At 59.1% G+C, this 12,996-nt stretch carries 13 protein-coding genes and 1 other annotated feature; of the genes, 3 read left to right on the top strand and 10 right to left on the bottom strand.

Annotated elements, in window-relative coordinates; all coding sequences use genetic code 11:
• Positions 1-74: 74 nt before the first annotated feature.
• From ilvC to H9X86_RS05635, 5 genes are all read right to left on the bottom strand, one after another.
• Positions 75-1,094: a ketol-acid reductoisomerase gene (gene ilvC, locus H9X86_RS05655; RefSeq protein ID WP_204900592.1), complete on the bottom strand. Its 1,020-nt coding sequence runs from the start codon at positions 1,092-1,094 to the stop codon at positions 75-77.
• Positions 1,095-1,126: 32 nt separating this feature from the next.
• A complete protein-coding gene (gene ilvN, locus H9X86_RS05650; RefSeq protein WP_204900591.1) occupies positions 1,127-1,687 on the bottom strand; it encodes an acetolactate synthase small subunit in 561 nt (186 codons plus the stop codon).
• A gap of 13 nt (positions 1,688-1,700) precedes the next feature.
• Positions 1,701-3,410: a biosynthetic-type acetolactate synthase large subunit gene (ilvB, locus tag H9X86_RS05645; RefSeq protein ID WP_204900590.1), complete on the bottom strand. Its 1,710-nt coding sequence runs from the start codon at positions 3,408-3,410 to the stop codon at positions 1,701-1,703.
• Between the two features lie 51 nt (positions 3,411-3,461).
• Positions 3,462-3,683 (bottom strand) — a binding site (T-box leader).
• Positions 3,684-4,037: 354 nt separating this feature from the next.
• Entirely contained in the window at positions 4,038-4,214 is a 177-nt protein-coding gene (locus H9X86_RS05640) for a DUF1540 domain-containing protein (protein WP_204900589.1), read from the bottom strand.
• A 56-nt stretch (positions 4,215-4,270) separates the two neighbouring features.
• Entirely contained in the window at positions 4,271-5,104 is an 834-nt protein-coding gene (locus tag H9X86_RS05635; RefSeq protein WP_204900588.1) for a DUF2238 domain-containing protein, read from the bottom strand.
• A 61-nt stretch (positions 5,105-5,165) separates the two neighbouring features.
• Between H9X86_RS05635 and H9X86_RS05630 the strand changes: the two genes are divergently transcribed.
• Complete coding sequence (locus H9X86_RS05630) at positions 5,166-5,378, top strand: hypothetical protein (protein WP_204900587.1); 213 nt, start codon at positions 5,166-5,168, stop codon at positions 5,376-5,378.
• Positions 5,379-5,382: 4 nt separating this feature from the next.
• On the opposite strand, the gene sdaAA is transcribed toward H9X86_RS05630, so the two are convergent.
• The 5 genes from sdaAA to H9X86_RS05605 all read right to left on the bottom strand — a co-directional run bounded on the left by sdaAA (position 5,383) and on the right by H9X86_RS05605 (position 11,348).
• Positions 5,383-6,246 carry an L-serine ammonia-lyase, iron-sulfur-dependent, subunit alpha gene (sdaAA, locus tag H9X86_RS05625; protein ID WP_204900586.1) on the bottom strand — a complete coding sequence of 288 codons (864 nt, stop codon included), beginning with the start codon at positions 6,244-6,246 and terminating at the stop codon, positions 5,383-5,385.
• Position 6,247: 1 nt separating this feature from the next.
• Complete coding sequence (sdaAB, locus tag H9X86_RS05620) at positions 6,248-6,913, bottom strand: L-serine ammonia-lyase, iron-sulfur-dependent subunit beta (protein WP_204900585.1); 666 nt, start codon at positions 6,911-6,913, stop codon at positions 6,248-6,250.
• 325 nt (positions 6,914-7,238) lie between these two features.
• Positions 7,239-8,657 (bottom strand): pyruvate kinase, encoded by a 1,419-nt coding sequence (gene pyk / locus H9X86_RS05615; protein WP_204900584.1) that lies wholly within the window; start codon positions 8,655-8,657, stop codon positions 7,239-7,241.
• A 122-nt stretch (positions 8,658-8,779) separates the two neighbouring features.
• Positions 8,780-10,126 (bottom strand): hemolysin family protein, encoded by a 1,347-nt coding sequence (locus H9X86_RS05610; RefSeq protein ID WP_243416855.1) that lies wholly within the window; start codon positions 10,124-10,126, stop codon positions 8,780-8,782.
• Between the two features lie 193 nt (positions 10,127-10,319).
• Positions 10,320-11,348, bottom strand: a complete 1,029-nt coding sequence (locus H9X86_RS05605) for a glycosyltransferase family 2 protein (RefSeq protein WP_204900583.1) — start codon at positions 11,346-11,348, stop codon at positions 10,320-10,322.
• 310 nt (positions 11,349-11,658) lie between these two features.
• Here H9X86_RS05605 and H9X86_RS05600 point away from each other — a divergent pair, with 310 nt between their 5' ends.
• The gene (locus tag H9X86_RS05600) at positions 11,659-12,309 is read left to right on the top strand and encodes a hypothetical protein (RefSeq protein ID WP_204900582.1); all 651 of its coding nucleotides are present in this window, start codon (positions 11,659-11,661) and stop codon (positions 12,307-12,309) included.
• The gene (locus H9X86_RS05595; protein WP_204900581.1) at positions 12,302-12,856 is read left to right on the top strand and encodes a Fe-S-containing hydro-lyase; all 555 of its coding nucleotides are present in this window, start codon (positions 12,302-12,304) and stop codon (positions 12,854-12,856) included. The genes H9X86_RS05600 and H9X86_RS05595 overlap by 8 nt, the downstream gene beginning before the upstream one ends.
• Positions 12,857-12,996 lie beyond the last annotated feature (140 nt).

The raw sequence follows: 12,996 nt of genomic DNA, 5'->3' as shown, positions 1-12,996 counted from the left end.
GAAAAGGCTGTGCCTTTTCCCTACGAGTAAGCGGCCTGGCCCTAGGGGGTCAGGCCGCTGTTTTTACGACGATCTTAGTTGGAAGCGGTGTCGGGATCGGCGTCGTCGCCCCACAGCATATTGCGGCGCAGCTCGGCACCCACGGTCTCCATGGGGTGCTTGGCCAGCTGACGGCGGGAGGCGTTGAAGAAGGTGCGGCCGTTCTTGTTCTCGGCGATCCAGGCCCCGGCAAACTTGCCGTTCTGGATGTCAGTAAGTACAGCCTTCATGTTGGCCTTGGTCTCCTCATAGGGCAGAACACGGGGGCCGGAGACATACTCGCCGTACTCGGCGGTGTCGGAGATGGAGTAGTTCATCATAGCCACACCGCCCTTGTTGATGAGGTCGATGATGAGCTTCATCTCGTGGATGCACTCAAAATAGGCGTTCTCGGGGGCGTAACCGGCCTCCACCAGGGTCTCAAAGCCCAGGCGCATCAGCTCCACCACGCCGCCGCACAGCACGGCCTGCTCACCAAACAGGTCGGTCTCAGTCTCGTCGGCGAAGGTGGTCTCCATCACGCCGCCACGGGCGCCGCCAATACCGGCAGCGTAGGCCAGGCCGATCTGGTAGGCCTTGCCGGTGGCATCCTGCTCCACGGCGATGAGGCAGGGCACGCCCTTGCCAGCCACGAACTGGGAGCGCACGGTGTGACCGGGGCCCTTGGGGGCGATCATGAACACGTCCACGTCGGCGGGAGGCTTGATCTGGCCGTAGTGGATGTTGAAGCCGTGGGCGAAGGCCAGAGCCTTACCAGCGGTGAGGTAGGGGGCGATGTCCTTCTTGTACATATCGGCCTGACGCTCATCGTTGATGAGGATCATGATGATATCGGCGACCTTGGTGGCCTCAGCGGTCTCCATGACGGTGAAGCCGTCCTTCTCGGCCACGGGCCAGCTCTTGCCGCCCTTGTACAGGCCGATGATCACGTCGCAGCCGGAATCCCGCAGGTTCATAGCGTGGGCGTGACCCTGGGAGCCATAGCCCACAATGGCAATCTTCTTGCCGGTGAGGTAGTTCAGGTCGCAATCCTTTTCGTAGTACATCTTAGCCATGATAAACACTCCTTCGATAGAATATATATAAATTAGAGAATATTTTTACCTAAATCGAACTCATCCGTTTCCTTGTTGTCGTCGTTGTCGTTGATGGTGGCCTCACCACGCTCCAGGGCGACCATACCGGTGCGCACCAGCTCCAGGATGCCGAACTCGCACAGGAGCTTTTCCAGAGCGTCATCCTTGGACTCCTGGCCAATGACCGCCAGGGTCAGGCTCTTGGTGGACACGTCGATGATGGTGGCCCGGAAGATGTTGGCGATCTGGATGACCTCGTTGCGCACATCCCGGCCCTCGGCCCGGACCTTAATGAGCACCAGCTCCCGTCGGATGGAGGAGTTGGGGGGGAGCAGGCGCACGGAGTAGACACAGAAGAGTTTGCGCAGCTGGTTGATGATCTGCTCCACCATGAGGTCGTCGCATTTCACCTCGATGGTGATGCGGGAGACCACGGGATCATCGGTGGTGCCCACGGCCAGGGACTCGATGTTATATCCCTTGCGGGAGAAGAGCCGGGAGACCTGGGAGAGAACACCGGGGGTGTTTTCCACCAGCACAGACAGGGTGTGACGGGTGATGAAGTGATTCATAGTGGCCCTCCTCTCAGTCCAAGATGAAATCGGTGACGGGGGTACCGGCACTGACCATGGGGTGCACCATGGCGTTCAAACGGATGGTGCAGTCGATGACGCAGGCGCATCCGGCCTGGAGCGCTTGGCGGAAGGCTTCTTCAAACTCCGCCTGGGTCCCGGCCCGGAAGCCCTTGAGGCCGTAGGCCTCTGCCAGCTTGACAAAGTCGGGGCCACGATCCAGATCCGTCTGGGAGAACCGCTTGTTGTAAATGAGGTTTTGCCACTGGCGAACCATGCCCAGGGTGCCGTTGTTGAAGATGACGGTAATGACCGGGATGTGGTAGTGCTCCAGGGTGGCCAGCTCGTGGCAGTTCATGCGGAAGCAGCCGTCCCCGGTGCAGTGCACCACGATTTGGTCGGGGTTGCCCACCTTGGCCCCCATGGCGGCGCCCAGGCCGAAGCCCATGGTGCCGAAGCCGCCGCTGGTGAGCAGCTGGCCGGGGCGGGAGAAGTGGTAGTATTGGCAGGACCACATCTGGTGCTGGCCCACGTCGGTGGCGATGATGGCCTGGCCGTGGGTGAGATCCTGAATGGTCTCCAGCACCTCGTGGGCGTGGAGCACGTCATCCTTTTTCAGGGGCAGCTCCTTGTGGGAGAACACGTCTGCCTTCCAGGTGGAGTAGTCGTGGCGAGGCAGCTTTTCGTTGAGCAGCTCCAGCACTCGACGGGCATCGCCGATGATGTGGTGGTAGGTCAAGACGTTTTTGTCAATTTCCGCCCGGTCGATGTCGATATGTACGATTTTGGCCTGCTTGGCGAAGGTGGCGGGATCGGTGGCCACTCGGTCAGAGAAGCGGCAGCCGATGGCGATGAGCAGGTCGCACTGGGTGGTGGCGATGTTGGAGGCGTGGGAGCCGTGCATACCCACCATTCCGGTGAACAGGGGGTGGTCGCCGGGACAGGCGCCGCCACCCATGATGGTGGAGCCCACCGGGGCGTCCAGCGTTTCAATGAACTTACGGAACTCAGGCACTGCGCCCCGGGAGCGGATGACGCCGCCTCCCACCAGAACCATGGGGCGCTGAGACTGGGCGATGAGATCCAGCAGCTTCTGGATGTCCTCGTGGTCAGGCTCGGGAGTGCCCAAGTCCCGTCCGGCCCGGCGCAGCATGTCTGCCAGACGCCCGTGGTTGGCGTGCTCAGCCACGGGCAGGGGAGTATATTCCGCTGAGGCGGCGGTGACGTTCTTGGCGATGTCCACCAGCACCGGGCCGGGACGGCCGGAGCGGGCAATGGCGAAGGCCTCTCGAATGATATCCGCCAGCTTGGTTACATCCTTCACCAGGTAGTTGCACTTGGTGATGGGCATGGTGATGCCGGTGATGTCCACCTCCTGGAAGGAGTCCTTGCCGATGAGGTTTTCGTTGACGTTGCAGGTGATGAATACCACGGGGGAGGAGTCATAGTAGGCGGTGGCGATGCCGGTGACCAGATTGGTGGCGCCGGGGCCGGAGGTGGCGAAGCACACCCCCACCTTGCCGGTGGAGCGGGCATACCCGTCCGCAGCGTGGCTGGCTCCCTGCTCGTGGGAGGTCAGGTAGTGGTGGATCTTTTCCTTATAGCCGTGCAGCTCAAACTCATCGTAAATGTTGAGAATGGTGCCGCCGGGATAACCAAAGACCGTATCAACTCCTTGCTCCAGCAGACACTCCATGACGATCTGGGAACCTTTCATGAACATTCATAACCCTCCTTTGGATCGTGGATAGAAAAAGAGCGCAGCTTCATCCTGCATTAGGACGAAGCAGCGCTCCGCGGTACCACCTAAATTCCCCACATGGGGGCACTTATTCCCGATAACGGCGGGGGCCGGTTCTGCCTACTGCCTCTTGGGGTTTCAGCAGAACTGCTTCCAGGGGAGATTCACCGCACCATACAGCAGGAAGGACTTGCACCCACCGCCTTCTCTCTGAGCTGCCGCCAAGGGGGCTACTGACCTGATCATCGCAGTTATTTGCTTTAGACTATTAAAGCCATGATAGTCCCTTTCCCCGGATTTGTCAATGAGAAAAATAGGCGGGAGCAAAAATTTTGCACTCTACCAAAATAGTGTGGTGATGTAAATGGAATTTTGGTAAAATGGGCTAAGCCCTGGATGTGTGCTCACATCCAGGACTTAGCCTCGCAGAGTTTCCCCGCCCGCAGGCGGGGAAATAAATTGAGACATATTTTCTCCCAGGACATGCGCCTGGGAGAAAATACTTCTCGCCCTGCAAGTGTGAATTTGGCTGCGCCTTTTGCAGCCAAACTTTGCGCGCAGCAGGGTGCAAAACCGGTGGGAAAAGGCTATGCCTTTTTCCGCCAGTTTTTAGTGGCAGCTGCTGGTGCTCCCCAGCTGGAAGGAGGCGCACTTGGTGTCCTGGCAGCAGTCCACCTTGGACTGGCAGCAGCCCACCTGGATCTCATTGAGGGTGCAGGCCTGGTTCTTGAAATGGGCACAGCTGGACACGGTACACTTGATGCTGGGATTGGCTTGTTCGTACATAACATTGACCTCCTGGTTTTAGATTCCAAGAGAAGTATGCACCAAAGGCTCGTGAATTATTCCTCCTGGGAGGAGGTTTCTTCCGGGAGCACCTGGGGGATGAATCGGGGGGCAAAGCGGCTGCGGCCCCGGCCCTTGACATAGAAAAAGCCGATGATGGAGAAGATGACAGCCCCGATGAAGTTGACGAACAGGTCTACCATGGTGTCCACAATGCCGATGTCCAGGTAGCCGCCCAGTCCCAGAGATTTTTGGGTACCGTCCTCCAGCACCAAGATCACATCCTGAATGCCGTCCACCACCACCGCTGTAGTGCCGTGGTTTGGGTCTAGATTTACCGTGGAGATCACGTTCAAAATGGTGTCTTTTTGCATATCGAAGTGGAGGAAGTAGTCCATGGAGAACTCAAAAAATTCCCACAGCACCCCCACGGTCATGGAGAAGCAGAAGGCCACCACCGCCATGTAGAAGGGGCTCAGATTCAGAGACACTCGTTCCGTACGATTGAGAATGTCCACCAGGGCAAAGCCAATGGCGGCGCATAAAAAGCCGTTGGTGGTGTGGAGCATGGTGTCCCAGTAGGGAAAGGTGATGTAGTAGTCTTGAATTTCCCCCAGGATCTCTGCGGCGAAGATAAACAGGAGAATGATGATTTCCAGGGTATCGGGCAGGTCGATGCGCAGCCGCCGTTCAAAGGCAGAGGGAAGCATAAAGAGAAAGAGTGTGAGCACGCATAAGGTGACATTTGCATAGCTGCGGTTCAGGACCGCCCCCACCAGCATCAGGATCACCAGTGCACGCAGCACAAAATACACCGTGTAAACCAGCCCCTTGCGTTGCAGCGGATGGGGCTTTGGGCTGGGGGAGGGAGAATGGGGATGTTTGGACATGGCAATGCCTCCAGTCAAAATTCACGGGATGGGTGCATAGGATGGCAGAGAGGTGATGAATATGGATTTGCGCAACAATCAGATTACATTGGGAGAGCTGTGGGACGATCCCCACAGCAGAGCTGTGTTTCAGCGGAAGATCCCCATGCTCTCCAAGCATCCGGTGCAGGGTGCTGCCCGCACCGTGACGTTGGAGCAGCTCACCGCCTTTCTCTCCAGCTGGGTGCCGGAGAGCATGATCCGCAGTGTGGTGGGAGATCTGAAGAAGCTGTAACCGCTCAGGGAGCGGGGGCGGTGTGCTGCTGGGCAATGGCCCGTCCGGCGGGGGTGGCGGCCAGGCCGCCCTTGCCGGTCTCCCGCAGGGCAGCGGGGAGGGAGCGGCCCACGGTGTTCATGGCGTCGATGACCTGGTCGCAGGGAATGACGCCCACGATGCCGGCCAGGGCCATGTCGGCGCAGGCCATGGCGTTGACAGCGCCCATGACGTTGCGCTTCACGCAGGGCACCTCCACCAGACCTGCCACGGGATCACACACCAGACCCAGTACATTTTGCAAAGCCATGGCGCAGGCGGCGGCCATCTGCGCTCCGCTGCCCCCTCGGGCGTGTACCAGAGCGGCGGCGGCCATGCCGGAGGCGGAGCCGATCTCCGCCTGACAGCCGCCCTCGGCCCCGGAGATAGAGGCTCGGGTGGCAATGACCTGGCCAAAGCCTGCTGCCACATACAGGCACTCCACCATGGTCTGGGTGGACAGGCCCTGCGCCTTCCACAGAGGGAGGAGCACGGCGGGCATCACGCCACTGGCCCCGGCGGTGGGTGCGGCCACAATGCGGCCCATGCAGGCGTTGTGCTCGCCAACCTTCAGAGCGGTGGCGATGACCTGCTGCATGAACTCGCCGCACAGGGTATTTTGGGCCTGGGCCATTTTTTCGCCCTGGCCACCGGACAGGCCGGAGGCAGAGCGGCGCTGGGGGTCGTAGTGCTCCACCGAGTCCACCATGGCCTGCCACAGGGTTTCCATGCGGGAGAAGCTATCCTGTTCCGTCACGTCCCGGTCTTGGCAGTCGTCCAGCAGCACTGCTTTCCAGAGGGGCTGGCGGGCAGCGCAGGAGAGAAGATGTTCCACAGATTGAAAAGCCATATCAGCAGCCCTCCATGTTGAGATAGGTACACCGCTCCACCCCGTCCAGATGGGACAGCTCGTCCACCAGAGCGGGAGAGAGGTGGTTGTCGCATTCCAGCACCATCACAGCCAGGCCACCCCGGCGATCCCGATAGAGCTGCATGGTGGCGATGTTGGCCATGTGTCGGGAGAGCATCTGGCTGACCTGGGAGACGATGCCCGGGCGATCCTGGTTGCGGATGATAAGGGTGGGCAATTCCCCGGAGAAGGAGGCCTCCATGCCGTCAATGGCGTTGACCCGGATGCGTCCGCCCCCCAGGGAGGAGGCGGAGACGGTGAGGGTGCGGCCCTGGGCATCGGTGAGGTGGAGTACGGCAGTGTTGGGGTGCGCCCCAGGCAGATCCACCGGGCGGATGGATACCTCCATCCCCGCATCTTTGGCCAGCTGGAAGCTGCGGGGGATGTCCGGATGATCGGGGGCCAGATCCAGCAGTCCGGCCACAATGGCCCGGTCAGTGCCGTGGCCGGAGCCGGTGGCGGCAAAGGAGCCGTGGAGTTGGATGTCCGCTTTCACCGGCTGGCTGCCCAGCAGATGCCGGGCCACCCGACCCATGCGGGCAGCTCCCGCAGTGTGAGAGCTGGACGGACCGACCATGATGGGGCCCATGATGTCAAAGATATTCAAAGGCGTGAACCTCCATATTCAAAAATAGCACGAAGGGGGACAGTGGTACACCGTCCCCTTTTTCAGACTGTGGAAAACTCTCGGGGTTCGGAGCCTCGCAGAGTTCCGTCATCCGCAGATGACGGAATAAATTGAAATCTCGTCATTTCCACGGACATGTGCCGGGGAAATGACACTTCTCATGACGGGTGGGGTGACTTTTTCGTAAGAAATCGAGCCCCATCCGTCATGCGATCTTTTTCGCCAAAGAAGTCCTGGGACTTCTTTGCAAGATCACGAAGGGGGACGGTGGTACACCGTCCCCCTTTAGTATGGCAATATGAAATTACTTTACAACCTGAGCCTTGATCAGGTTGGTGGAGCCGCTCTTGCCGATGGGCACGCCAGCGGTGATGACCACGGTGTCACCCTCCTGGACCACGCCTTCCTTCTTGGCGGATTCCACGCACAGAGAGAACAGGCGGTCGGTGGAGTCCACGGTGCCGGACAGGAAGGGAGCCACGCCCCAGGTGATGGCCAGCTGACGGCGGACACGCTCGTTGGTGGTCAGAGCAACCACCAAGCAGCCGGGACGGTACCGGGTGGTCATACGGGCGGTATGGCCGGTCTCGGTGGCGGTGAGGATGGCAGCAGCCTTCAGATCCATAGCGGTCAGGCAGGCGGTGTGGCTGATGGCATCGGTGATGCTGGAGGTGTGGTCCACGGTGGACTTGCGGAAGCGCTTCCAGTAGTTGGTGGCGTTCTCAGCGGTGGTGACGATGTCCACCATGGTCTTCAGGGCCTCCACGGGGTGCTTGCCGGAGGCGGTCTCACCGGAGAGCATCACGCAGCCGGTGCCGTCGAACACGGCGTTGGCCACGTCGGACACCTCAGCACGGGTGGGACGGGGATTGCGGATCATGGAGTCCAGCATCTGGGTGGCGGTGACCACGTGCTTGCCCTGGGCAATGGCGGCCTTGATCATGCGCTTCTGGATGACGGGCACGTCCTGAGCGGGAATCTCCACACCCAGATCGCCACGGGCCACCATCAGGCCGTCGGCCACACGGAGGATCTCCTCCAGGTTGTCCACACCCTCCTGGTTCTCGATCTTGGCAATGATGCCGATGTTCTGGCCGCCGTGGGAGTCCAGAACGGCACGGATCTCCTCCACGTCGGAGGCCTGACGCACAAAGGAGGCAGCGACGAAGTCAAAGTCGTTCTCCACGGCGAACTTCAGATCGCCCTTGTCCTTCTCGGTGAGGGCGGGCAGGGAGATGTGGGTGTTGGGGATGTTGATGGACTTGTTGTTGGACAGGGGGCCGCCGGTAACCACACGGCAGATGATGTCCTGACCCTTGATCTCGGTGACCTCGATGTCCACCAGACCGTCATCGATGAGCAGGTGGGTGCCCACGGACACCTCGTTGTGCAGGTTGGCATAGGTAACGGAGACGATGGTGTTATCGCCCTCCACCTCACGGGTGGTCAGGGTGAAGGTGTCGCCCTCGGCCAGCTCGATCTTGCCGCTGGCAAAGGAACGAATGCGGATCTCGGGGCCCTTGGTGTCCAGAATGGTGGCCAGAGGACGGCCCAGACGGTCCCGGACGTTCTTGACCCGGGTCAGCAGGGCCAGGTGAGACTCATGAGTACCGTGGGAGAAATTGAAACGGGCGGCATCCATACCGGTGAGGATCAGCTTTTCGATGACCTCTTCACTCTCGGAAGCGGGGCCCAGGGTGCAAATAATCTTTGTCTTTCGCATAGAAATATTTCCTCCGTTCTTTGATTGGTACAGGGTGAGGAGAGTGTGGGAGATCCACACCCATGCTGAGAAAATCTATTTAGAATAACAAGGCCAAAAGCCCTGCTCATCTACAAAAGGGTTCAGTGACTGGAGTGATCCTCTGGCTGAGGGGAGAGCTTGGAGACCAGGGCCAGCTCCACACGCCGATCGGTGAAGTTGAGCACCTTGATGTGCAGCCCGTAGGCATCCAGCTCCAGCTGTTCTCCGTCGGATGGGATGACGGACAGCTGAGCAAAGACCAAGCCGCCCAGCGTGTCAAACTCCTGGTCGTCGGGGAAGGTGATACCCAGGGCCTGAGAGAGCTGCTCTAAGTCGCAGGAACCGGAGACCTGCCAGAGATTGTCCTCCAGCTGTACCAGTTCGGCCTCCTCCTGGGGATCGAACTCATCATATATGTTACCCACAATTTCTTCCAGCAAGTCCTCCATGGTCACCAGACCAGAGGTGCCGCCGTATTCATCCACCACAATGGCCAGGTGCACCTTTTTGCTCTGCATATCCCGGAACAGCACGTCAGTGCGCACGGACTCGGGGACAAAGTAGGCGGGGTAGAGCAGCTCCCGCAGGGGCTTGGGGTGAGCCTGTTGGGTGTTGAGCAGATAGACCCGGGTGGAGAGGATGCCCACGATGTCGTCAGCGTCCTCCTCATAGACAGGGAACCGGGAGAGACCGGACTGCCGAATGGTGTTCAAGATCTCCTCGGCGGAGTCGCCTGCCCAGATCATCACCATATCGGTGCGGTGGATCATCACGTCCTCAGCGGTGGAGTTGTTAAACTCAAAGATGTTCTCAATGAGCTCCTTCTCGGCAGTTTCAATGGTGCCTCGCTCTTCGCCCAGATCCACCATCATGCGGATCTCATCCTCGGACACCTCTTCCTCGTCGGCCTTGGGGTCAATGTGCAGCAGGCGCAGCACGCCGTTGGTGGACTTGGACAAAAGCCAGATCACCGGCCGGCACACAGTAGCCACCACACTCACAGCGCCCACCGTCATGCGGGCCACCTGCTCGGTCTTCTTCATGGCGATGCGCTTGGGCGCCAATTCGCCCAGCACCAGGCTGAAGTAGGACAGAACGATGGTGATGACAATGACCATCAGGGTGTTGAGGGTCGCTTCGGGGATTTGGGTCACACCTCGTGCCACCAGAAGCTGCACCAGGGGGTCAGAGAAGCTGTCAGCGGCGAAAGCCGAGGACAGAAATCCGGCCAGGGTGATGGCGATTTGGATGGCGGAGAGGAAATGGTCGGGCGCCTGGGTCAGGGCCAGGAGCTTCTTGGCCTTTTTATCTCCCTCCTCGGCCTGCTTTTTCAGCTTGGTCTCGGACAGAGAGATGACGGAGATCTCGGCAGCAGCAAAAAATGCGTTGACCAGGATCAGCAGCATCAAAACCAGAAGTTGAGGCAATAAAGATGGGTCGTCCGGCAAAATGAGTAACCTCCTAATTTACGGTTGGGGTGGTTGGATTCGCAACAGTTGGCGTAAACCCCAACGCCTTACAGTATAGCATCTTTTTGTAAAAATGCAACTGGAAAAGGGGTAGCATCCTGAGTGGAAATAAATTGCTCAATTTATGCAAAATCCCTGGAAATAGACGCATCTATTTCCAGGGACTGAAAAATTAGTTAAATTTGTAGATCTTACGTGCCATGCGATAGAGTGAAACCGACAACTTTCGGCCCTGGTAACCGGGGATGTTGGTGGCGGCATTGGTGGCACGATATCGGCATCGGCGGTATAGGGCGGGATCTTTTTGACGCAGGTACTCCCACAGCTCGGTGCGCATCCCCAGAGACTCCGGAGTGTTGGCGATGACAGCAAAGATGGAGGAGATGGTCATCATCATAGAAAGATAGTTCAGCATGTACCGGCCCAGGCGGGGCTGACTGGCCTTGATGGCCAGCACATCGTGGGCGGCGATCATCAGCCGGGTGACCCGCACCTGCTGGTCAATGCGTCCTGCCATCACCGACTCGTTGACGCTCTGGTCGGCACGACCGATGAAGTAGCGGTACAGATCCACATTGAGGTAGTAGATGGTCTTCACAAAGGGCAGGGGCTGGTAGACAAAGATATTGTCCACGTAGAAGGTGTGTTTGGGCAGCTCCAGACCGCAATCCCGCAGCATCTGGGTGCGGTAGATCACCGAGTGCATGAGCAAGAACTGGGAGGTGCGGAAGTGGTGAATCTCATCCCAGGTGAAGATGCGGCCGGTGGGGAACACATTTTTGTAGTTGATTACCTTTTGGGTGTTGTCCTCCACATGCTCGTAGACGTAGTTGGCCACCACCATGTCTACCGGGGCGGGCATCTGGGCAAACTGGCGCAGTTGGGCCATGACCGTGCGGAGAGACTCCTCATCCAGCCAGTCGTCCGAGTCCACAATTTTCAAATACAGGCCCCGGGCATTGCGGATCCCTTGGTTGACCCCCTCGCCGTGGCCACCGTTTTCCTGGTGGATGGCCCGGATGATGTCGGGGTACTTGGCAGCCCATTCGTCGCACTTTTCCGCTGTGTTGTCCTTGGTAGAGCCGTCGTCCACCAAAATGATCTCAATGTCCTCGCCCCCTGCCAGCAGGGTCTCCACACAGTGGTCCATGTAGGCCGCTGAGTTATAGCAGGGAACGGCAAAGGTAATGATCTTATCCATGGAATCGTTCTCCCTCTTCCGTATTATAATATGCCATATGGCTAGGAAATGTCCCAATGATGGGGGATGGCTTCCGCTGTCCGGCTCGGTGATGTGGCACACGGCTGACGCTCCTTGTGAAAAAAGGTGTGCCAAGCGGAAACTCTGGCCTATTATATCGTAATTGCTGATAAAAAACAACAGGTGCCAGGTAAATGGGGAGAAAAACATTGTCACATAGGGTGAAATGTGGTAAAATGTCCCCAAAGCGGGTCTGGAGCATGGGAGAACCAATGAACCAGACCAATTTTTTGGGGAAAGGGGAACCTGTATGGAACCCGTAATTGAAAAATTCCGCACGGCTCTGGCCGGTTTTCACCGGGGAGATGTGCTCCGCTACATGGACAAGATGGCCACTGATCACCGCAACCAGATGGCGGAAATGGAGGCACGGCTGCAACATTCCCGGGAACATGAGCAGCAGCTTCAGGAGGAGATCGAGTCTCTGCGCCAGGCCCACGGCAGCGTGTCTGCCGAGGAGGCGAAGGTGCGGGCCTCTCTGGAGGAATCCACCCGCACTCTGACCCGTCTGCGGGGGGAGCTGAGCCAGACCGAGACCAAGCTGGCTACCGCCCGGCTGGAGCTGGGGCGGCTCCACGGCCAGGTGGATGAGATGGAGCCCATGGCCCAGAAATACGGCAAGCTCAAGGACTATGTGGCCACCGTGGAGCTGGATGCTCACCACAAGGCCCAGGAGACCATCAGCCAGGCCCAGGAAAAGGCGGAGCAGATCCAGAGCGATACCCGCCAGTGGCTGGAGCAGGTGCTGGAGGGATATGCCAACCTGCGCAGCGAGATGGATCGGCTGTTCCAGCAGATGCGGGAGCTGAGTGAGATGGGAGTCCAATTCGACCAGACCGCCCAGAGACTCCAGGAACAGGGCCAGCAGGGGGACAAGGAGCAGGAGGAGCACCATGAGTGAGGCCAAGAGAGTGACCACTGCCCAGCTGCCCCAGGTGGTGGGTCAGCTGAAAGCGGGTGACCGGGTGCTTCTATCCGGCACCATCTACACTGCCCGGGATGCCGCCCACAAGCGCATGTTTCAGCTGCTGGATGAGGGAAAACCTCTGCCTTTTGAACTCCAGGGTGCGGTGATCTACTACGCCGGTCCCACCCCGGGCCAGCAGGGCATGGCGGTGGGAGCCTGTGGCCCCACCACCGCCGGACGCATGGACGGCTTTGCCCCCCGGCTGCTGGACTTGGGACTCACCGCCATGATCGGCAAGGGGGAGCGGGCCCAGAGCGTGGTGGACGCCATTGTGCGCAGCGGGGCCTGTTACTTTGCCGCCGTGGGCGGAGCGGGAGCCCTCATTGCCAAGTGCATCAAGACTGCCCAGGTCATCGCCTTTGACGAGCTGGGGTGCGAGTCGGTGAAACGCATGGAGGTGGAGGATCTGCCCCTCACCGTGGCGGTGGACAGCCGGGGCAACGACCTGTTCAAGCTGGGGCGCAGCCAATATGCAAAATAAAAAGCTGGGAGCAACGCAGTGCTCCCAGCTTCAGACTGTCAAAGAACATAAAAGTCATGCAAGAAGTCTTGACCATCTTGCATGGGGAGAAGCTCTCGGCAGAGTTTTCCCGCCCGCAGGCGGGAAAATAAATTGAAAAT

This window comes from Pseudoflavonifractor capillosus, from assembly GCF_016902575.1.
Taxonomy (GTDB): Bacteria; Bacillota; Clostridia; order Oscillospirales; family Oscillospiraceae; genus Enterenecus; species Enterenecus capillosus_A.
This window is presented reverse-complemented; position numbering and strand designations above follow the sequence as displayed.

Bases quoted from the DNA above. Each gene is read 5' to 3' on its own strand.
- H9X86_RS05640 (WP_204900589.1), bottom strand. From the start codon at position 4,214: ATGTACGAACAAGCCAATCCCAGCATCAAGTGTACCGTGTCCAGCTGT.
- H9X86_RS05630 (WP_204900587.1), top strand. From the start codon at position 5,166: ATGGATTTGCGCAACAATCAGATTACATTGGGAGAGCTGTGGGACGAT.
- H9X86_RS05600 (WP_204900582.1), top strand. From the start codon at position 11,659: ATGGAACCCGTAATTGAAAAATTCCGCACGGCTCTGGCCGGTTTTCAC.
- H9X86_RS05595 (WP_204900581.1), top strand. From the start codon at position 12,302: ATGAGTGAGGCCAAGAGAGTGACCACTGCCCAGCTGCCCCAGGTGGTG.
- pyk (WP_204900584.1), bottom strand. From the start codon at position 8,657: ATGCGAAAGACAAAGATTATTTGCACCCTGGGCCCCGCTTCCGAGAGT.
- ilvN (WP_204900591.1), bottom strand. From the start codon at position 1,687: ATGAATCACTTCATCACCCGTCACACCCTGTCTGTGCTGGTGGAAAAC.
- H9X86_RS05605 (WP_204900583.1), bottom strand. From the start codon at position 11,348: ATGGATAAGATCATTACCTTTGCCGTTCCCTGCTATAACTCAGCGGCC.
- ilvB (WP_204900590.1), bottom strand. From the start codon at position 3,410: ATGTTCATGAAAGGTTCCCAGATCGTCATGGAGTGTCTGCTGGAGCAA.
- sdaAA (WP_204900586.1), bottom strand. From the start codon at position 6,246: ATGGCTTTTCAATCTGTGGAACATCTTCTCTCCTGCGCTGCCCGCCAG.
- ilvC (WP_204900592.1), bottom strand. From the start codon at position 1,094: ATGGCTAAGATGTACTACGAAAAGGATTGCGACCTGAACTACCTCACC.
- H9X86_RS05635 (WP_204900588.1), bottom strand. From the start codon at position 5,104: ATGTCCAAACATCCCCATTCTCCCTCCCCCAGCCCAAAGCCCCATCCG.